The sequence below is a fragment of the Lactobacillus sp. M0396 genome (assembly GCF_016101625.1).
GTDB classification, from domain to species: domain Bacteria; phylum Bacillota; class Bacilli; order Lactobacillales; family Lactobacillaceae; genus Lactobacillus; species Lactobacillus huangpiensis.
Window position 1 is genome coordinate 55,677 of record NZ_JACFQE010000003.1, and the last position, 22,068, is coordinate 77,744.

Sequence of the window (22,068 nt, forward strand, 5' to 3'; positions counted from 1 at the left end):
TAGTATTTTAATTATATTGCATTTTTTAAGCTCAAATCTATTAAAAAACAGAAGCAAAATATAAAAGTTAATTGAATGAAAAAATTATAGTTTAGTTTTAAAAAATTTTGCAGTTTTTTTACATTTATGCAAGAGTATTAAGAAAAGGTTAGCAATGCTTTACTTTATTTGTATCAGCCATTTTTTAGTATACAATATTATGTATTGATAGAATTTTTATAAATAACGAGGTAGAGAAGCAAAATGAAATTTAGTCATAAATTTATGATGGTATCGGCTGCTGCGTTAATTGGTGTCAGCCCTGTAATAGGAGCAGGTCAATTTACTGTTGTGCAAGCGGCTGACAAGGTTGCAACTAAGAAAAACAACAATTCAAAGCAAAATACGATTAAGTTAAGTCATAATGCTTATGTTTATGACAAAAATGGTAAAAGGTTAAAGACTTATATGGGTAGTGCTAAGAATACCAAAATTGGTAAAGGCATCACCTTGACATTTAGTGAGAAAGTTACAATTAAAAATAAAGAATATTATAATTTGGGCGGCAATGCATACGTTAAGGCAGCAAATGTTGGCTATGTCAATGGCAAGAAGGTTGTAAAACCTGCAGCCACAGCGAAAGCCAAGATAAAGCATAATGCCTACATTTATGATGCAAAAGGTAAAACCGAGAAAAAGAAGATAAAAAAGGGTCAAACAGTTACGGTTGACCAACTTATTTATATCGGCAAAAAGTTGTTTTACAGAATTGGCGGTCAAAGCAACCAGTTTATTAAGGCAGCTAATGTTGGAAAAACGACAGGTGCTAAGTTAAAGCCAGTTAATAAAAAGCCAAGTAAAGATGATAATTCACCAAGTGATAACCAGAACGATCCTACTGTGATCACATTAAGTCATAATGCTTATATTTATGATGGCAATGGTCATTCGACTAAAACTTTGATTAGAAAAGACGAAAAGATTACAGTTGATCAACTTAAATATATCGGCAAAAAGCTGTTTTATCGTATTAAAGACGATAACTTCCCTGGCGAAGATCAATGGGTTAAGAAGAATAACGTTGGTATAGTTTCTGGTAAACAATTGCAGCCGACAAATTCTAAGCCAGAAGATGATACGGATATCACAACAATTACTTTGGCACGTACTACTAATGTATATAACAGCAAAGGTGTGGCTCAACCAACAAAAACTTTTGCTAAAGGTCACAGAGCACGAGTTACCGAATTAAGGTACATTTGGGTAAAGGATGATAATAAGGCTGAATTGTTCTACAAATTACAGAGTGACAAGAATGGTTATATTAAGCAAGACGATATTAGTAAAGTTAGTGGTGTTAAACTGACGCCAGTCAATACTCCTGACACAGCTAAAGATGAGACGGTTACTGCTAGTTCAACTGATAAAAAGAGCTTACAAGACTTGTTAGCTCAAGATGCGGCAGTTAAAGCAAGTGATTCCTATAAACTTTCTGCTAAAGCTCTGCGTAGTGCTTATGATTCGGCCATTTCAACTGGTAGTCAAGTTAATACAGCTATTGCGACTGTAGCGCAAGTTAGTGATACAGAAAACCAAATAAATAATGCGAAGGCTGCTCTAAATGGCAAAAAGGTTGTCGTTAGTGATTTGAAAAATTTGACTATCAATGAATCTAATGAAATAGTTGATTTGGTTGCCAGTGTAAACGGCATTGATAAAAGTGCAGTTCAGTTTAGCAACAATAATACAGTTTTGACTGTTACAAGTGCTAATGGTTTCCAGCAAACTTTAAATATTTCAGACTATGCTACAACAAATAATTAGTGCTCTGGCATTTCAAAATAAGACGACATCTTTTGGAGATGTCGTTTTTCTATATGATTTTGTAGTGAATTAGTTAGGTACTTCACTTACTAAAACCATTTTTATGTAATATTATTGAAACGTTTCAAATAAATGAAATGAGGCTAGGAAATGGTAAAAAAGATTTTCACGAAAAAAATTTTTGTAGGTCAGCTCTACATCTAATATGCAAACTGATGTAGTTGTCAAAAAGGGAGATAAGGAAAGTCAGTTTATGACGTTCATAGAGCAAAAGATGGCAGTTCAATTAAGGTATAGATATCGATAAATATCACCGCTATCCAGAAGATCTGGATATATTTATTGATTTAGGGATTAATTGCTATCGTTTCCAAACCTCTTGGAGTAGGGTTAATCTTTTAGGAGATGGTAATTTTATGCCATTCAGTTATTATCAAAGTTCAACAATGTAGTTTATGTGTGCAAGCAGGTATGCTGTACCATGTAATTATCAAAAGAGGATGATTAGGCCTATAGATACAGTGCATTTTGCAACGACCAAAAAGAATTAAGACACGATTATTGGTCATTAAACCATATGTTTAATCAGGTGAATTATGAAAATCAGTTACTTATTAACTAAGTGCAGACTTAATTTATTATAAATTAGGAGATGAATATTATGTTATCAAATTCCAGTCAAACTATAGAAAAAGAACAAACTATCAGAGATTACTTTAACTCTTGGATTAAAAAAGATTTTTCTAATCTTGATAGTTGGTTTAGCCAAGATGTTTATTACCGTGAATGCTATGGTGCTACTTATGAAGGACTAGATGAGTTAAAAGCCTATATCAATTCAAAGTCTAAAGAGCAGACAGTTTTAAAATGGGATATTTATAAAATTGAACAAACTGATACTGGTAAATTTGTTGTTACTTGGTATTTTGATGCTTTAGAAAAAGAGGAATATTGTTTCGATGGAGTGTCACTAATAGAGTTTACTGGGAATAAGATAAAGAAAGTTGTGGAATATTCAACTAAACATGAAACCTTTCGTCCTTTTAAAGATAAACTCTAAATCAAAGTCATTCCCATTGAATGTGGCAAATAATAGATGAATACTTTTATTAAATAATAATTAAAAAGATGTATTTTATTAGTAAAAAAATATGGTATATACCATTTTAATCACTTGACTAATATCGATTAGAGAATATTGAACTATATTGGTGTAGACCAAAGTCATAAAACTTACAGCCACAATAATTTCCGCCTGTAAAATGGTAAACGTTTCCATTTGCTATGGTATAATGCAAGTGTAGTGAAATATTAGTAGGAGGAATTATTATGAATGCTATAATTAACTGGCTAAACAAGCATCTCGTTCCTGTTGCGGCTAAGATCGGATCTCTTCGGTGGCTTGTTGCACTGCGTGATGCCTTTATCTCCATTATGCCTATTATGCTGGCTGGTTCAGTAGCTAGTGTATTAAATGCCATCTTTAGGGATGTTCCCACTAACCTAGGATGGATGGGCGTTGTTAACTCAATGCAATGGCTCATTAGTATTAATGGACTGGTTTGGACAGGTTCAACAGCGATTCTAGGATTGCTGTTTGCCTTCACGTTTGGCTATCAAATGTGTATCCAATATAAAGTTGAACCAATCGCAGGTGGCCTGCTTACATTAGGTACCTTTATCATGAGCTTGCCTCAGAGTTTTTCAGCTGACTTGAAAAATGTTCTTACTAAGGGAGATATAAAAACATTAACTGATGCTCAAATGGCTGTTAATGGCAAGAATATTAGTGCTTGGGGATGGTTTAATTTTAGCAAGTACTTTGGTGCTTACGGCTTCTTTACCATTATGATTATGGGTGCCATTTCTGTTGCAATATATATTGCTTTAGTAAAGAAACATATTACTATTAAAATGCCTGACAGTGTTCCGCCAGCTGTCTCTAATGCCTTTACAGGTATTATTCCTGCGACTGCTGGTTTGCTCGTTGTTGGTATTATTGACTATCTATTCACTCTTAAAAACACAACAGTTATTGACTTAATTGCCAAAACAATTCAAGAGCCTCTAATGAAGATGGGTCAAGGATATGGCTCGTTGTTACTGATTGTATTCTTAGTCCAACTGTTTTGGTTCTTTGGTATCCATGGTACCAATGTATTGGCACCAGTTACAGAAAGTATTTGGACTACTGCACTGATTGCCAATACTAATGCACATAAGGTGCAAAAAGCATTACCGTATATGTGGACTAGAAGTGACTTTGACCTTTATGTTTGGATCGGTGGTGCAGGTTCAACTCTGTTACTCATTTTAGCTGTTCTTGCTTTTTCAAAGCGTGAAGATGAACGTGCTGTTGCTAAGATTTCTCTCGTACCTGGAATCTTCAACATTAATGAACCTATGATGTTTGGTATGCCAATTGTTTTGAATCCAATTTACATTATTCCATTTATTCTTGCTCCATTAGTTATGGTATCAATTGCATATGGTGCTCTAAGTCTTGGCTTGGTAAACCGAGTTGCCGTACAGACAACTTGGGCAATGCCGCCATTCCTTAATTCAATAATGGCAACGATTGACTGGCGTCCAGTTATTTTACAAATTGTTAATATGGTCGTAGGTTTCTTGATTTATGCACCATTTGTTATTGCTTCTAATAACATTGATCCTAAAAAAGTTAATAAAGTTTAAGGAGCAATAGTTTATGAAACAATTAGGTATTTCACTTTATCCCGAGCAAAGTACATTTGAACAGGATAAAAAATATATGGATTTAGCCCATCATTATGGCTATAGCAGAATATTTACATCACTTTTGCAATTAAAAAGTGCAAGTGGAGAAGATATACTTGCAAAGTTAAAGAAAGATGTAGCTTATGCTAATGAACTAGGCTTTAAAACGGTAGTAGATATTAACCCTGTTTTATTTAAAGAACTAAAAATTGATTACAATGATCTTGTTTTTTTCCATAACTTAGGTGTCTGGGGCTTGCGTCTAGATGAAGGCTTCAGTGGCATGGAAGAGGCTTCAATGACTCATAATCAATATGGATTAAAAATTGAACTTAATATGAGCAGGGGAACCAATTACCTAGATAGTATCATGGCTTATAATCCGGAGAATGATAATCTAATTGGTTGTCATAACTTTTATCCGCAAGAATATACGGGATTAAGTGAAAAAATTTTTAATGAATATTCACAAAAGTATCGTGATTATGGATTGCATACAGCTGCGTTTATTTCATCAAAAAATGCTAAATTTGGTCCGTGGCCTGTTCATGAAGGCTTACCTACACTTGAAAGTGATCGTAAGCGGGGCATTTTTAGTCAGGTTACTCACTTACGTTTGAGTAAAATGATTGATGACATTATTATTGGCAACGCTTTTGCCAGTGAAGATGAGTTAGCTGCTGCAGCAAATGCTTTTAACAGTTCATTTCCTACTTTAGAAATCGATTTTGAAGATGATATTTTACCAATTGAGCAAACGATTTGCTTAAAAGAGCCTCATTTGTATCGCGGTGATGCTTCTGCATTTCTGTTACGCGACACGCAGCCTCGTGTTGTTTATGCTAAGGAGGATATTCCAGCTCATAATAATGACAAATCATCTTTTGCAAGAGGAGATATAGTTGTTGTTAATGATAAATATCCGAGGTATAAAGGAGAGCTTCAAATTGTTTTAACACCATTTGTTAATGATGGCAGACGTAATCTTGTAGGACACTTACATCCCGATGACTTAGACTTGTTAAAATCTATTGAACCTTGGAGTACGTTTATATTGCAAAAAAGTTGATTACATTGACTTGATTATTAAAAATCGTGGACAATAGTTCACGATTTTTTTAGTTACTCATAATCTCCGTATATATAAAATAGTATAATAATGTCTGTAAGTGATTTCACATTTAAAGGGGGGGAAAAATGTATGTTAGGTTTTTCAATTTATCTCAACCGTGATTTAACGGCTGATGATTATAATTATTTACTTGCAATGCGGAATGCGGGATTAACAACTATTTTTACTTCACTGCATATTCCTGAAGATGATCCTAAAATAATAGTGAGAAGATTAACAGAATTGACTAAATGGTGTAAAAATTTAGAAACTGATATCATTGCTGATGTTTCTGAGAGTGGTATGGCAAGGTTAGGGCTTTCACTTGAAAATGAAGAACAGGTTGAAAGCTTAGGCCTGACTGGACTTAGAATAGACGATGGCGTGTCAGCAACTATTATTGCTAAACTATCGCAGAAAAGGCCTATTGCTCTGAACGCTAGTACTATAAATGAGGATGACATCACAGATTTACGAGAACACGGCGCTAACTTCGAAAACTTACAAGCTTGGCATAATTTTTATCCTCGTCCTGAAACCGGTCTGGATTCGAATTGGTTAAAAGAGAAAAATGATTGGTTACATCACATGAATCTTGAAACGATGGCATTTGTCGCTGGTGATGCTGATTTACGTGGTCCAATTCATGCTGGATTACCTACTTTGGAAAAGCAAAGAGGAGAGAATCCTTTAGCAGCAATGTTGGAATTAAAACATTTGGGTTGTGATCATGTTTTTATCGGTGATGCTTGTTTGTCAGCGCAAATGATTGACAGTTTTAAAAATTATACAAAAAAGAAGATTATAACCCTTCATGTTAAGGAAAAAATACCCAAGCTGTTTCAATATGAATGGCATAATAGACCAGACGTAGCGCGTGATGTTGTTAGGCTTAATGAAGGACGCAGCCGTCAGCTTTTTGATGTCGCACCTCAGGAAAATCCTAAATCTCGAACTAAAGGAACAATTACTTGTGACAATACGAAATATTTACGTTATCAAGGTGAATTGCAAATAGCTAAACGTGATCTGCCTTCCGATAGCAAAGTTAATATTTTGGGACATGTGGCTGCATATGATTTACCCCTTTTGGATCAAATAGAGTCGGGACAAAAAATTATTTTTGAACCTGTCACGAATAAATTGGAATAACTTTTTATATCATATAAATATAGAAATAATGACAAATCTATAATTGCTTATTTTAAAAATGGTATAATCCGATTAACTATGTATTTTAGCAAAATTACATCATAGATTGCAAATTGGTCTAATAAATAATATACTTATTTTGTCTTTAAAAAAGGAGGAAAAAATGAGTACAGATAAATATTCCGAAATAGGCCAAGAAATCTATGATCATATTGGTGGTATTGCAAACGTTAAATCTTTATACCATTGTATGACCAGAGTAAGAATTACGGTCAGGGATAAATCTAAAGTGGATTTAGCTGGTTTAAAACAAGTTAAAGACATTTTGGGAGTAGTTGATGGCGAAACGCTGGAAGTAGTTTTAGGTCCTGGTGTAAATGCTAAAGTTGCTCAAAGCATGGTTAATGCAGCTGGGGTAAATGAAAATGATTCTTTTCCAGATGTAACAGCTAAGGAAAGTTCTTATCAAAAAGACAAGAGCGAAGTTATGGAGAAAGCTGAAGAAGTTCACGTAGCCCATAAAGCCAGCTTAAAGCAAACTTGGTGGCGTATTGTCTTGCAACATATTTCGGCTATCTTTATACCTTTAATTCCAGCATTTGTTGGTGCCGGCTTAATTTCCGGTGTATCAGGTATTTTAAGAAATATGTTGACAGCCAAAATGCTGCCGGCAAGCTGGAACCTGGGCATCACCGTTTTAGGTGTGATTGCAAATGGATTATTTTTCTACTTAAATATTTATGTTGGTATTAATGCTGCTAAGGAATTTAATGCCACACCTGGACTTGGTGGGATCATCGGTGGAGTGGTGCTGTTGCCTGGTGTAGTGGCTCCTATGGTAATACCAAATATTTTTAATGGTCAGCCATTAGCTGCTGGACAGGGTGGTATTATTGGAGTTTTACTTGCAGTATGGCTTCTGTCATATGTTGAAAAATTCTTCCACAAATATATGGCTGATTCAGTTGATATTATTTTTACTCCATTTTTAACTTTATTAATAATGGGATTAATTACTATTTTTATCATTATGCCTTTTGCTGGTTGGGTTTCAAACCTACTCGTTGGCGGAATTAACTGGGTCTTAAAGGTTGGTGGACCTGTTGCCGGCTTTATTTTAGGTGCAGTGTTCCTACCAATGGTTATGTTTGGCCTGCATCAAATTTTAACGCCGATTCATGTGCAAATGATTCAAAAGATGGGTTATACGCCGCTTTTGCCTATTTTAGCAATGGCTGGTGCCGGACAAGTAGGTACTGCAATTGCTTTATGGGTTAAATGTCGTAAGAACAAAGAATTAACTAAACTAATTAAGGGGGCTTTGCCCGTCGGAATTTTAGGAGTGGGCGAACCACTAATTTACGGTGTTTCTCTTCCTTTAGGTCGTCCCTTCATTACTGCATGTTTAGGTGGTGGTATTGGTGGTGCCGTTTTAGGAGCCTTCGGCAATGTTGGCTCAATTGCTATTGGTACATCTGGTATTGCCTTAATTCCGTTAATTGCCCACAATAAAGCATTAAATTATTGTATTGGTCTATTAGCAGCTTATATTGGCGGTTTTATTCTAACTTATTTCTTTGGTGTACCTAAGAGCGCTGTAGTTGCTAAAAATGAGGATGGCTCTTTTGTTAACCCCGAGAATAATGAAACAAGTCACGAAAGTGTTGAAGTTGATTTAGCCAGTCCTGTGAATGGTGAATTGGAAGAATTATCTGCAGTAAAAGATGATGTTTTTGCTCGAAAAATGCTGGGAGACGGCTTTGCTGTGATACCTGATAATGACGGTAAAATTGTTGCTCCAGTTGATGGACGTATTTTAACAATTATGGATACGAAACACGCAGTTACAATGGAATCAGATCAAGGTCCATTGGAATTAGTCTTGCATTTTGGAATTGACACTGTTGAATTAAAGGGTGCTCCATTTGAAATAAAAGTAAACAGTGGACAGTATGTTAAACACGGCGACATTATTGCTCAAATGGATGTTCCTGCTATCAAAGCTGCGGGCAAGCCAACAGACGTGATGGTAATGATTAACAATATGGAAGATGTCACAAGTATTTCTCCTATTGCTACAGGAAAGGTTACTGCAAATCAGATTGTTGCAACTGTAAAAACGAATTAATTAACGGATAGAATATGGAAATTAAAAACTTAGAAACTGAAGCGCGAAATCCAGCAACAACACACATTGATACGATGTCTACATTGGATATGGTCAAAACGATCAATGCTGAAGATAAAAAAGTAGCTCTTGCTGTAGCTGGAGAGAGCGATCAAATTGCTAAAGCAATTGATCAGGCTTCCACAAGATATTCTGCTGGAGGACGCTTAATATATATTGGCGCTGGAACTAGTGGACGATTAGGCGTGCTTGATGCAGCTGAACTAGTTCCGACATACGGTATTAAGCCGGAAAGAGCAATTGGCTTGATTGCAGGTGGCAAAAAAGCTATGTTTGCTGCTGTAGAGGGTGCAGAAGATTCCATCACAGTGGGAGAAACTGACCTGAAAAATCTTAAATTAACGGCAAATGATATTGTTATTGGCTTAGCTGCCAGTGGCCGAACTCCTTATGTTATTGGTGGGTTAAAATATGCCGCTAAAGTCCAAGCTCTAACTATAGCCGTAGCTTGTGTGCCAAATTCAGTGATAGGTCAAATCGCTGAAATTGCAATTAATGCTGTGGTTGGTCCTGAAGTGATAACCGGCTCAACCCGTATGAAAGCCGGTACTGCTCAAAAAATGATTTTAAATATGATCTCAACCGGTGTAATGATAAGACAAGGCAAAGTTTATCAAAATGTGATGATTGATGTGCAACCAACCAATGATAAGCTAGTTGATCGTGCTTGCCGTATTATTAGTGAAACGGCAGAAATTCCGACTGCTAAAGCTCTAAGCTTTTTAAAAAAAGCAGACAATGATGTTGCTCTTGCAATAGTGATGGCTAAAACGGGTAAAAGTAAAATAGTAGCGAAACAATTGTTAGCTAAATATCATGGCATTGTAAGTGACGTTTTAAATAGTTTGAATTAAAAATTTTAGTTAAGTGTTCCTTAATAGCTAAAGCTATAATTATAAGGAACACTTTTTTAATTCCAGATAATATAGAAAAGAAAATTTCTATTATTAACTAACAATAAGGAGAGAAAGTTTTCAAATAAAAAGAACTAATTTCGCTTGAAAATTGGAAATTAGTTCTCAATAGAATTTAGTTTTTTAATTGAATAAGAAATTTGATTAAAGCTCTGTTGCTAACTGTTTTCTTCCTTTAATAAGCTTCTTTCGTAAATTTTCATGAATGGGTAATACATTAAGCCATCAATTACAATCAATAATATTACTAATATTGGAGCCCGCCAATCCATAGTTGATAAAAATGCTCCAATTGGCGCCGGCATTTGCCATGAAAATAGTGCAAATGTCTTCTTTACCAATCCAAATGACATTGAAAGGTAACTGAGGATAGCGTTAACCGTGGAAGTAAAAATAAAGGGAATGAAAAAGATTGGGTTTAGCATTAACGGAGTACCAAATATCATAGGCTCAGAAATTCCAAATAGTGCTGGAATTAAACCAACTCTACCCACTGTTTTTAGTTGCTTAGATTTCGAAAATGACATTATAATCGCTAAAGCTAATACTGAACCGCAGCCACCGATAATAACAAAGTAAACCCAAAAAGGAGTAGTGAAAATTCTTGGTAGTGCTTTGCCTGCTAACTTAGCGCTAGCATTGATAGAGAGATTACCATCACGAATTGGTCCCAGAATACCAGCGAGAGCAGCATCGTGAATACCGAAAAACCAAAAGAGCTGTACTAAAATAGTTAAAAAGATTGTTGCTGGCAAGCTGTCTGCAACCTTAAAACTTGGTGATAAGAAGCTGTAAATGGCTTTAACTGCTGTAGTATGGTTTGCTTGACAAATTATAAAAATAATTGCGTCTACTGCTAAAATAACTAGTGCTGGAACAAATGAAGCAAAACTTTCTGATAAAGCTGATGGCACTCCTTTAGGCATCTTAATACGACCAAAATCGTGCTTACGCATTGCGTGGTACGCTTCCGTTGTTAGAATAGCAATCAAAATGGCAATGATAATTCCACGGCCATCCCAATAACTAATGTCTGCAAAATTTCCAGTGAAGCCGAGTTTTTTAGGATCAAAAACTAACATAAAAAATCCTGCTAAAGAAAACATAATAGGCGATAGAGGATTTTCTTTATAATGCTGGCATAAAAAGTAGGTAATACCGACGCAAATAAAAACTGACATTGCGCTCATCGAAACGGAACTTAACCAAGAAAGAGTTAAAGCATTCTTTTGAGCAAAGTGAGCCCAAGCTATTAATAAGCCATTACTATGTTTGGTAACAGGTGGCGCAGCACCGATTATGACAAAAATTGAACCAAACAATGTGATTGGCAGAAGTGTCATAAAAGTGTCTCTAATTGCTGCAAGATGACGTTGATTGGCCATTTTATTAGCAAATGGTGTAATGTGTTTATCCATCCAAGAAGTAATTTTTGTAGTTTCCATGTTCAATCTCCTACTTTAGTATTCCCTACGTTCAATCAATTTACCATTTGAATTAATAATTTTTTTGTACCAAAAGTAGGAAGCTTTTGGCTTACGCTTTAATGTTGAAAAATCGACGGCCACTAAGCCATAACGTTTTTCGACCCCGTTCATCCATGAATACAGATCAAATGGGGACCAGGTAAAGTAACCTCTGACATCAGCTCCTTTGTCTTGTGCATTCATCAAAGCATTTATATGATCATTCATAAAGGAAATGCGGTAGTCATCCTTGACTTCACTTACATTAATATTTTCATGAAAGCCAACACCATTTTCTGTCACATAGATAGGCAAATGATATTTTTGGTATGCACGAATTAAGCCATCCTCTAACCCTTTGGGATATATTTCAGTATCCCATTCAGTGTATTCACTATTTGGATCCATTACCTGTTCAAACCAGTTTTTTATTCTCATTTGAGTTGAACCTTTTTTACCGGAATTGTTAAATACCATTTTCGTTTCGCCGGAAGTATATGGTTTTACTAATGTACGGGCGTAATAATTTAAACCTAAAAAATCAACTGTATTTTCCGCTATTGTTTTTAGAAGGTCAGGTTTCATGAAAGAAATATCATTAGTCTCACTAAGTTTAGCTATCAAATCAATGGGAAAACTACCTAGTGCAGCGGTATCTAAAACCCAGTTGTTAGCATAATTATCAGCATTCCGCATGGCGATTTTGGTTTCTATTGTATCGTCTATGCCATCAATTGGTGAATAACTATGAACAATGCCTATTTGTCCCTGAAAATTTCCCTGACGAAATTTTTGAATAGCTAATGCACTGGCATACATCACGTTAAAACCGCAAGTGATCGTGTGTTGTAGATCATGTTCAGCCGGCGGATAGTTGCCAATCAAATAGCCATTGACAGTAAACCATTTTGGTTCGTTAAAAGTTGTCCAGAGCTTAACTTTATCGCCAAAAGCTTTAAAACAAACTTCAGCGTAGTGGGCAAAAGCACGGCTGGTGTCGAGATTGAGCCAGCCACCAACCTCTTGCCAGTACTGTGGCAGATCCCAGTGATAAAGTGTCACAAAAGGCGTTATGCCATTTTTAAGGCAACAATTAATTAGTTTATTGTAAAACTCAATTCCTTTCGGATTAATATCCCCGGCACGATTTTTGATAATGCGGGGCCAAGACAAAGAAAAACGGTATGCACTTTGACCACCATCTTTCATCATTTTGATATCCTCTTCAAAATGATGATAATGATCGCTAGCTACATCACCGTTTTCTAAATTATTTTCATGTAAATAATGATCCCACATGGATTCAGCCTTATCATCAATATTCCAGGCACCCTCACACTGATAGGATGCTGTAGCGCCGCCCCAAAGGAAATTACTATTCATATTTGCCTCCCTTTCAAAAGTAAAACACAAAAAAATCTTTTTCTAGTGCATAGAAAAAGACCGGAAGAACGTAAAAGTTCTCTTCACCTTTTATCTATAGTACGCAATTTACGGTTAACGTGTAGAAACTGCCGACCTCATTTCGACATTATATAGATATTTGTTTATGTTTTGAATTTTAGCAAAGTAAAAGTTTTTCTTCAATGACTTTTTGATCAAGCAAAAGTATCCAAAATGGCTAAATAAGCAATAAAACAATATTCATATAGCTAAAACAACTGGTGAAAATATTTTTTGCAAGAGTAAAAACTGAATACGTGAAGTACTTAAACTTGACAGTCATTTTTTTAAATAGTATTAACTTTCATTTTGGTATTCACTGGAGTTTAGCTAAAAACTTATATAATTTACTTCATAAACTAAGATTCAGGGCTTGAATGTCGTTCGTTAAAGTTGAATAATAATATCAGAAGTAACTTTTTCAGACAACTTTTGGTAAAATAATAAGTTGTTAACAATTTTAATACGGAGGAAATTATGTCTTATAAAGACAATATGATGTTGTTTGCCCTCAATTCCAATGTTCCGCTGGCGGAAAAAATTGCACAGCGGGTGGGAGTGCCACTGAGTAAGTCCAGTGTGCAACGCTTTAGCGATGGTGAAATTCAAATTAACATTGATGAATCTGTTCGGGGTAAGGATGTATATTTGATTCAGTCAACCAGTGTACCGGTTAATGATAACCTAATGGAATTGTTGATCATGATTGACGCTGTGCGCCGTGCAAGTGCACAAACAATTAATATTGTGATTCCTTACTATGGTTATGCTCGGCAAGATCGTAAGACTAGACCACGTGAACCAATTACTGCTAAGTTAGTAGCTGACATGTTGCAAGAAGCTGGAGCAACCAGAGTCTTGTCACTGGATTTGCATGCACCACAAATTCAAGGATTTTTCGATATTCCTGTTGATAATTTAATGGGTGCACCATTACTTGCTGATTACTTTTTGAGAAACAAACTACAAGAAGATGCTGTTGTCGTTTCGCCTGATCATGGTGGAGTAACCCGTGCTCGCAAACTGGCTGAGTTTTTGAAGACACCTATTGCGATTGTAGATAAGCGTCGTCCTCGCGCAAATGTTTCTGAAGTAATGAATATCATTGGCAATGTCAAGGGTAAACGTGCAATCATTATTGATGACATGATTGATACAGCAGGCACTATTACACTAGCTGCTCAAGCTTTAATAGATGCTGGAGCTACTGAAGTTTATGCCAGTGCTACTCACGCAGTTTTATCAGGTCCAGCTATCCAAAGATTGAATGATTCTCCGATTAAAAATTTGGTATTGACAGATTCTATTAATCAGCCAGTAGAAAAGAAGTTGGAAAAAACTCTTCTGGTTTCAGTAGGTCCGCTTATTGGGGATGCAATCAAATGCATTCAAAAACATGAACCACTCAGTCCTTTATTTAACACTAGATACGAAAAAGATAAACATTAATAAATTATAAAATTTACTAAGATCTGCTTAACTTAAGCAGATCTTTTAGTTTGGCAGAATTACCACTTAGTCTGCTTTATTGACCCCTTAGTGAAATTCTATTGCATTTAAAATAAAATTAAAGTTTAATAAAAACATACAAAAGATGAAAGGATAAAAGAGCAATGAAACTTAAAAATCTTTTTAAAACCAATATTTTTCGGGGTATTTTCATTCTAATTATTTTCTTATGTTATGCCATTTGTGGAACATTGGCAACATACCTTTTTAAATATGCAATCAATGATTTAACAAAAGGCAACTGGGACAGATTTGTATTTTGGTTAGTCATTGATTTTATTGTATCAATCTTTACTGTTTTGACCTTACCATTAGGAACATTTTTGTTTAATAAGCAAGTTCAAGAATGCTTACATAATATTCGTTCCCAAATAATGCGGCGGTATTACAATTCTGGCGGTTATAAGGTATCAGAAATACAAAATGAGTTAGGCAATAATCTCAAGATTTTAACAGACGATTATGCTACGCCTTGGATTCAAATTTGGACCAACTTGTTAAGTCTTATCTTCGCAATTGGTACATTGATAACTCTTCACTGGTCATTAATTTTATTTGTTGCTGTAGCGGCAATTATTGTGTTGACTCTACCTAAAATTATGACAAAAAAGTTATCTAATTCCACAGCCGCAGCAGCCAAGAAAAACGCGCAGTTTTTAAATACAATTGAAAATTGGTTTTCTGGTTTAAGTGAATTGCGCAGATACAGTGCAAGCGGCCGACTAGATAGAGCACTTGGTCAAGATAGTCGGAAACTGGCAGAAGCCAATGTTTATAGAAAAAAAGTACAAGGAATCTCGATTAGTATTAACGGCTTAGGTAATGCTATTGGTCAAATTGGGTCAAGTTTATTCAGTGGACTACTATTTTTTAATCATATAATCACTTTGGGTGATTGGTTTATAACAGGTAGCTTTGCTTCGACCATTTTTAATGGTCTCTGGGAAGTTATTAACGCAATGACGCAAATGAGATCAACCAAAAAGTTACGTCAGGAAATTGCTGATTTAACAAAATCAATACCTGAAAAGAAGCCTGGAACGGTTGTTTATGGTGTTGAATGTCACAATTTGAAAGTGCAATATCAAAATGGAGAAAGTATATCTTATCCTGATTTTACTATTAATAAAGGCGATAAGGTCTTACTTTCAGGAGATTCAGGCACAGGTAAGTCAACTCTATTCAAAGTCCTGCTGGGACAACTTAAGCCCAAAACTGGTGAGGTCTACTTTACTGCTCAAGATGGGACTAAAATATCGCCTCAGCAAGCTCGACTAGGTTACATAGCACAAGATGCAACGCTCTTTCCTGATACTATTGCAAATAATATTACGATGTTTAACAGTAAATTGGTTAGCAAACTAAAAGAAGCTGTCCAAAAAGTTCAGTTGGTACCAGATTTAGCAAAGTTTCCAAATCAAATTAATACAACGGTTGATTTAGATCAAGGCAATTTATCAGGTGGACAAAGACAAAAAGTAGTTTTAGCCAGGGCTGAAATTCATGATGAACCATTTTTGTTACTTGATGAAGCAACTAGTGCAGTTGATAGTAAGTCTACCAGTGAAATTATTGGCAATTTGCTCGATACCGATAAAACACTTTTAATGATTGCACATAACTTCAGTCCGGAACTAAAAGACAAGTTTGATTATCAAATCAATTTAAAATCAAATAAAAAATCAGGTAATCAAAATGACAATTAAAGAATTTTATAGGATAAATCCTTTACGCTTTATTGTTTTACTTTTAATCAATATTGGTTTCTATTGTCTTTTAATAATTACTACTTTAATCAGCATGCTTTTAACAACGGCAATTCAGATGGGAAACTTTAAAAACTTTTTAATTGCTATTTTATATTCCTTTCTATGCGTAATATCAGATTATTTAATGCAAGGGCTGTCAAACTACCTTTTGTCGCGACAAGAAGAACAATATAACATTGCAATCAGAGCAAAAACTGTTAGTCATTTTTATGCAGATCAAAAAGACCATGCAGTAGCACAAGTTCAAAACCGGTTAACCAATGATATAGTTCAAAGTCAGCAAAATTATATTACTCCTTTTTTTAGCTTAATTGGAGGAGTAGTCATTATAGTTTCTACCATTATATTATTGGTTTCATTACATTGGAGTTTGCTTGTTACCATATCAATAATGGTACTAATCTCCTTAATTTTGCCAAAGCTGTTGGAGAAGCCCTTACAAAATTCAATGATTCAAGTTTCTAAGACCAACCAAAAATATCTAGATTGCCTGGAGAAATGGCTTAATGGACTTGCAGAAATACAACGCTATTTTAGTGGTGCAAAATTATTTAAAGTAACGAGTAAAGCTGCTAAAAATTTAGAAGATGCTAATGTTAAACAGAATGGTGTTATGCAACTACTAACCGTAATAAATGGTCTAGTATCGGCTATTTTCTCTTTGATTTTATTTTCATTAGTTGGTTATTTGTTTCAACAAAAACTAGTTGTGTTTGGTGCCATTACCGGAGTAGGCAACTGCCAATCATATTTGAGACAGGGAATTCAGTTTATAGTAACCTCTTATGGGAAAATGAAGGGGTCCGAAACTCTAAATAAAGAAATTGCTAAAACAGCGACACCAGTAGAAAAGGTGCAAACTACAAAAAAGGTAAGACCAGTTGCGATTAGCACTCACAATCTGAATTTACAATTTCCCAATGGTGAAAGGTTGCAGTTTCCTGATATTAATATTGAACAAGGTGAAAAAATATTGTTGACTGGAGATTCAGGAGCTGGCAAATCAACATTGTTTAAACTTATTTTAGAACAAATCAAGCCAAGTTCTGGACAAATCATATTTAAAGATAAAGATGGTTCAAGGATTAATCCAGATATGAGTAAAATTGGCTATATTCCGCAAGACCCTGTGCTTTTTCCGGTAACCATTGCTGATAACATGACTATGTTTTCCGATAAATTAAAAAGTGCACTGCCACAATTAGTTGAAAAAGTTCAACTTGCTGGCGATATTGCCAAGTTTGATGATGGTTTAGAACAAAAAATCGATTTAAACAAATTGAATATTTCTGGTGGTCAAAGACAAAAGATTGTTCTAGTACGAGCTTTAGTCCATCAAAGTGAAATTTTTTTGATTGATGAAGGAACCAGTGCTATTGACCAGCAAGCGACAATGCAAATTTTGCGGGAAATCACATCGAGTTCTGCTACAGTAATCTTTATTGCACACAGCTTTAATGATCAGATGAAAGAAATGTTTGACAGAGAAATTCACTTAACGAAAACATAAAGCAATAAAAAGGAGGTAAGATATTATGACAATTAAGGACTTTTATAAGCAAAACCCTTTACGCTTCATGATACTAATTTTGATTACCGTTTTAGAGTGGACTTTACCAATTGTAACTACACAATTAATTATGCTTTTAACCACAGCAATTCAGCAACAGAAATTCCAACAATTTTTAATTATAAATGTCATTTCATTTATGCCTTTCTTATTTCAATATTTAATACAAGGACTGCATGCGTTCTTTCTATCAAAACAACAAGAGGAATTTAATTTTCATATCAGAAAAAGATCTGTATCTCACTTTTATGCGGATCAAAAAGAGCATTCTGTTGCCCAGATTCAAAATCGATTAACAAATGACCTGAATCAGAGCCAAGAAAATTATTTTGCACCATTTTTTGATCTAATTGGTGGTGTTATTAATTTAGTATCTGTAATTGTTCTGCTTATTTCATTACACTGGAGTTTACTTCTCACAATTATTTTGATGGTGGCTATTTCATTATTGTTACCAAAATTATTAGAAAAGCCACTACAAAATTCAATGACCAAGATTTCAAAAAGTAATAATCAATATCTCGATTGCTTAGGAAAGTGGCTTAATGGCCTTGAAGAACTACAACGTTATTTTGCCGGAGGAAAACTATTTAAAGTAACTAATGATGCAGCTAAAGAGCTAGAAGATGCTTATGTCAAGCAAAATGGGATTACGCAATTACTAAGTATAATTAATGGATTGGTATCAGTTTCTTTTTCATTAATTTTATTCTTACTAACGGGTTATTTGTTCCAAGCTAAAATAGTAGCATTTGGTGCAATCACTGGAGTAGGCAATTGTAATCTCTACTTAAGGCAAAGTATTCAAATCATAGTTAGTCGTTATGGACAAATAAAGGCCTCCAAAACTTTAAATCAGGAGATTGCCCAAACGGCTGCGCCAGTTAAAAAAGAGCAAGCTGAAGAAGTAGCAACTCCAGCATCACTTAGTACCCATGATCTTAGTTTGCAATTTCCTAATGGTGAAAGCCTAATTTTTCCAGACATTAATATTAAGTCAGGTGAAAAAGTGCTTCTGACTGGTGATTCTGGAGCTGGAAAATCAACTTTGTTTAAACTCATTCTCGGACAAATCAAACCAACTTCAGGGCAGATTGTTTTTAAAGACAAGGATGGTGCTGTGGTTAACCCAGATATGAGTAAAATTGGCTATATTCCCCAAGATCCTGTGCTTTTTCCGGTGAGCGTTGCTGACAACATGACGATGTTTGTAGACAAATTAAAGAGCGCTTTACCGTCACTGGTTGAAAAAGTACAATTAGCAGGTGATATTGCCAAATTTGATGAAGGATTAAATCAAAAAATCGATTTGAACAAGTTAAATATCTCAGGAGGACAAAGACAAAAAATTGTTCTGGTGCGGGCTTTAGTTCATCAAAGTGAAATAATTTTGATTGATGAAGGAACTAGTGCAATCGATCAGCAAGCTACTATGCAAATCTTGCATGAAGTGACGTCTACTACTGCTACCGTTATTTTTATCGCTCACAGTTTTAATGAACAAATGAAACAGCTATTCGACAGAGAAATTCATTTGGTCAAAAAAGTTAAAGATTGAAAAGAATTATACTTTTAACTTAAATCATAACAAAAGTAGTAAAAGCAGCTGAATCAGCGATTCAGCTGTTTATTTATTTTTTGGTTTTCTCAAGTATCGCAAAGTACCATTTTTAACATAACGCTGAAATTTTTTATATAACGGATCAAAAATCTGGGGCTCATCACTATTTGACATCATGATTTTAGGGAAGAAAAAGCGTTCGTCGCCTTGCAATGTGCCATTCAATGAACGTACAAGAGGACTCAAATGTGATAATTCGATTAATTGCCCATCGTCTTGCATAATTTCAATTTGACTGTTAGCATTTTTACCAGTCGGTTTATAAGCATCATAAGGTTCATCAAAAGCTGAATTGGTATCGGTGTAATAATTTGGATCAAAACCAGCCTGTTTGATTAAATCCTTTAATTTTGGCAACAGATTTTTGGTTTCTGGATTGATACATACACTTGCTAGAGGTTTTCTGAAGAGATAGCGCCTTGTTAAATCGGATAGAATCGGGTCGCTGGCTTTTGTCCACATTGAAAAATTAGTTTCCATTACGCCATCATCTAGCTCCAAGTAATCATCAAGCGTCCAGTCATTAGCCAGAAATTTTGCTAAACTAGGAGTAACTGGCAAATTCCCTTGTTTATAAATGATTTTGGCTCTTTCAAGCAAATGCTGTAAAATAACTTCCATCGAACGACCGACTCTGTGGAAATAAACCTGTTGATACATTTGATAACGAGAAACAATATAATCTTCAACAGCATGCATTCCCGCCATTGTAAAGCAAATTCCCTCACTATATGGGCGAATTTCTTGCAAAATTCTAGATAAATCGAACTTTCCATAAGTAACTCCAGTGAAGTAAGCATCGCGTTGCAAGTAGTCCATTCTATCGGCATCTGCTTGACTAGAAATCATTTTGACTACTTGTGGGTTAGGGTAAGTTTTAGCAATAACGCTGGCTACAAGACCTGGAAAATTTGGTGAAACTGTCCGCAGGACTTGATTAATTTCTGTATTTGAGTCAGTGATAATCTTTTGACCAATTTTTTCGTGGTTTGTATCAAAAAGATGTTCGAAAGTATGTGAATACGGTCCATGTCCAATATCATGGAGAAGTGCAGCACATTCGACTAATAATCTGTTATTATCGTCCCATAGACCATCACCAGGCCTGTGTGATGGATATTTTTTTGCAAAAATATTGCAAATTCTGCGAGTTAATTCATAAACGCCCAGATTATGTTCAAAACGTGTGTGTGTTGCACCAGGGAAAACATATGCAATGGGACCAAGTTGCTTAATTCTGCGCATTCTTTGAAATTCCTGGGTTTTCAGGATATCAAGTATAACTTTGTCTTCAATGTGGATGTACTCGTGAACTGGATCTCTTAAAACTACTTCTTTTTTAAGTTTACTGTTATGAAAATTTGGCATATGAAACCTTCTAAGATAGCTGAATTAATTTGATATTACTTACTTAATTATAGCAAACTTAAGAGTTTTAGTTTAATATCATTGTTCTTTTGCTTTTTTTTATTAAAATTAAATAATAAGTTTTGCCAGTTTTGGTAAATGTGCTCATAATTATAATGGCATAAATAACAATAAAGAGATAGGTGATTAAATGAACTATATAGGCAAAAAACTAAAAAGTTTACGCCAAGAGTTAGGATTGACGCAAACAGAAATGGCAGCTGACGTCATTTCTGTTTCATTTTATTCTAAAGTAGAACGAGGCCTAAATGATATCGGGACAAATGACTTTCTAAAAATTTTGCAAAAACATGATGTTGATCCGAAAGATTTTTTCAATGACTATGAAAATAAAAAAGAAAGTAAGAAAAAGTTGATTATTCTGATAAACAAATTCATGAAAGTAGCTTACACAGAAAATAATTATGAAATGACAAAAATTATTAAAGATTTTGAAAAAATTAACCCACAAACTCCGTTTGTTAAATTTTCGATTATGCTTGCTAAGCTAATTGTCAAAACTCAGGATAAATCAGGTTTAAAAAAATTAACTAGTGACCAAAAAAATAGTATTAGAAATTTAATTTTTAAAGAAAGCTATAGTGATGAAGAATATTATAGAATTATACTTATTGCCAACTTAATGCAGGTATACAGCGTAGATGAAGCTACTTTTTTTGTTAAAAATATTATAAGACGTTATCAAAATATAAATAAACTAGATAAAAAAATTGAAGTTGCTTTAAGTGTTTTACTTATTAATTATGTAGATTGGTGCTTTAAGAAAAATAAATTTGATTTATGTAAAGAGCCTCTAAATTATATAAAACAGATGCCTAACAATATAGAACTGGCCTTTTCTAAAATTTTGGGACTTTATTTTGCAGAGTTAATTGGTGGAAATAAGGAAAAAGGTGAAAATATCAAAGAAGTTTTATATGAATCTGGCTATAAATCAATAGTCAAAAGAATGTAAAAAATATTTCAAATATGAAAACTTAAATACTTGCAGATGCATATGTTATAAAATAGATTTAAAAATAAATTAGTGAGAAATTTGAAGGGAGGGAAGATCATGAATCTTTTAAGAGGATTAATTATAATAATGCCGGATCCGTAACGGATAAAAATAAATAATTTTGAAAGCTAATTTTGCTACAGTTTGGGTGAGATTAGCTTTTTTGTGTACACTATTTTGTGAAATAAAATTAAGTACGATTAATAACTTTTCTTAATTATTTAGTTACCTTATTCACAATATCTGAATTTAGAATTATAATTAAGTTGTCTATATCAGAGGTTTTTATATGGAGGCTTAATAATGAATAATGAACACAGTTTTAAATGGGATGCTGTTTATGATGTAATAGTTTTAGGAT

At 34.4% G+C, this 22,068-nt stretch carries 16 protein-coding genes and 1 riboswitch; of the genes, 13 read left to right on the top strand and 3 right to left on the bottom strand.

Annotated elements, in window-relative coordinates; all coding sequences use genetic code 11:
• Positions 1–243: 243 nt before the first annotated feature.
• The 8 genes from H3T43_RS04350 (at position 244) to murQ (ending at position 9,844) form a co-directional block, all read left to right on the top strand.
• On the top strand, positions 244–1,803 hold the full coding sequence (locus tag H3T43_RS04350; protein WP_198212896.1) for an SLAP domain-containing protein: 1,560 nt from the start codon (positions 244–246) through the stop codon (positions 1,801–1,803).
• A gap of 299 nt (positions 1,804–2,102) precedes the next feature.
• Positions 2,103–2,255 carry a family 1 glycosylhydrolase gene (locus tag H3T43_RS04355; RefSeq protein ID WP_370520788.1) on the top strand — a complete coding sequence of 51 codons (153 nt, stop codon included), beginning with the start codon at positions 2,103–2,105 and terminating at the stop codon, positions 2,253–2,255.
• 209 nt (positions 2,256–2,464) lie between these two features.
• Entirely contained in the window at positions 2,465–2,863 is a 399-nt protein-coding gene (locus H3T43_RS04360) for a nuclear transport factor 2 family protein (protein ID WP_198212898.1), read from the top strand.
• Between the two features lie 269 nt (positions 2,864–3,132).
• Entirely contained in the window at positions 3,133–4,497 is a 1,365-nt protein-coding gene (locus H3T43_RS04365) for a PTS sugar transporter subunit IIC (protein ID WP_198212900.1), read from the top strand.
• Positions 4,498–4,510: 13 nt separating this feature from the next.
• Entirely contained in the window at positions 4,511–5,608 is a 1,098-nt protein-coding gene (locus H3T43_RS04370; protein WP_198212902.1) for a DUF871 domain-containing protein, read from the top strand.
• Between the two features lie 132 nt (positions 5,609–5,740).
• A complete protein-coding gene (locus H3T43_RS04375; protein WP_198212904.1) occupies positions 5,741–6,802 on the top strand; it encodes a DUF871 domain-containing protein in 1,062 nt (353 codons plus the stop codon).
• 163 nt (positions 6,803–6,965) lie between these two features.
• Positions 6,966–8,930, top strand: coding sequence for a glucose PTS transporter subunit IIA (locus H3T43_RS04380; RefSeq protein ID WP_198212906.1), 1,965 nt, complete (start codon positions 6,966–6,968; stop codon positions 8,928–8,930).
• 14 nt (positions 8,931–8,944) lie between these two features.
• Positions 8,945–9,844, top strand: a complete 900-nt coding sequence (gene murQ / locus H3T43_RS04385; protein ID WP_198212908.1) for an N-acetylmuramic acid 6-phosphate etherase — start codon at positions 8,945–8,947, stop codon at positions 9,842–9,844.
• A 218-nt stretch (positions 9,845–10,062) separates the two neighbouring features.
• Here the strand turns inward: murQ and H3T43_RS04390 are convergent, their stop codons facing one another.
• Positions 10,063–11,349 (bottom strand): PTS sugar transporter subunit IIC, encoded by a 1,287-nt coding sequence (locus tag H3T43_RS04390; RefSeq protein WP_034977971.1) that lies wholly within the window; start codon positions 11,347–11,349, stop codon positions 10,063–10,065.
• Positions 11,350–11,364: 15 nt separating this feature from the next.
• A complete protein-coding gene (locus H3T43_RS04395) occupies positions 11,365–12,753 on the bottom strand; it encodes a glycoside hydrolase family 1 protein (protein WP_198212910.1) in 1,389 nt (462 codons plus the stop codon).
• A gap of 77 nt (positions 12,754–12,830) precedes the next feature.
• Positions 12,831–12,929, bottom strand: a riboswitch (purine riboswitch).
• A 361-nt stretch (positions 12,930–13,290) separates the two neighbouring features.
• Between H3T43_RS04395 and H3T43_RS04400 the strand changes: the two genes are divergently transcribed.
• From H3T43_RS04400 to H3T43_RS04415, 4 genes are all read left to right on the top strand, one after another.
• Positions 13,291–14,262: a ribose-phosphate diphosphokinase gene (locus H3T43_RS04400; protein WP_198212912.1), complete on the top strand. Its 972-nt coding sequence runs from the start codon at positions 13,291–13,293 to the stop codon at positions 14,260–14,262.
• A gap of 164 nt (positions 14,263–14,426) precedes the next feature.
• Positions 14,427–16,028 (top strand): ABC transporter ATP-binding protein, encoded by a 1,602-nt coding sequence (locus H3T43_RS04405; protein ID WP_198212914.1) that lies wholly within the window; start codon positions 14,427–14,429, stop codon positions 16,026–16,028.
• Positions 16,018–17,601 carry an ABC transporter ATP-binding protein gene (locus tag H3T43_RS04410; protein WP_198212916.1) on the top strand — a complete coding sequence of 528 codons (1,584 nt, stop codon included), beginning with the start codon at positions 16,018–16,020 and terminating at the stop codon, positions 17,599–17,601. The genes H3T43_RS04405 and H3T43_RS04410 overlap by 11 nt, the downstream gene beginning before the upstream one ends.
• A 25-nt stretch (positions 17,602–17,626) precedes the next feature.
• Positions 17,627–19,219: an ABC transporter ATP-binding protein gene (locus H3T43_RS04415; RefSeq protein WP_198212918.1), complete on the top strand. Its 1,593-nt coding sequence runs from the start codon at positions 17,627–17,629 to the stop codon at positions 19,217–19,219.
• Positions 19,220–19,288: 69 nt separating this feature from the next.
• Here H3T43_RS04415 and H3T43_RS04420 read toward each other — a convergent pair whose 3' ends face one another.
• Positions 19,289–20,650 carry an HD domain-containing protein gene (locus H3T43_RS04420; protein WP_198212920.1) on the bottom strand — a complete coding sequence of 454 codons (1,362 nt, stop codon included), beginning with the start codon at positions 20,648–20,650 and terminating at the stop codon, positions 19,289–19,291.
• A 190-nt stretch (positions 20,651–20,840) separates the two neighbouring features.
• On the opposite strand from H3T43_RS04420, the gene H3T43_RS04425 reads away from it, so the two are divergent.
• On the top strand, positions 20,841–21,665 hold the full coding sequence (locus tag H3T43_RS04425; RefSeq protein ID WP_187153929.1) for a helix-turn-helix domain-containing protein: 825 nt from the start codon (positions 20,841–20,843) through the stop codon (positions 21,663–21,665).
• Positions 21,666–22,068 lie beyond the last annotated feature (403 nt).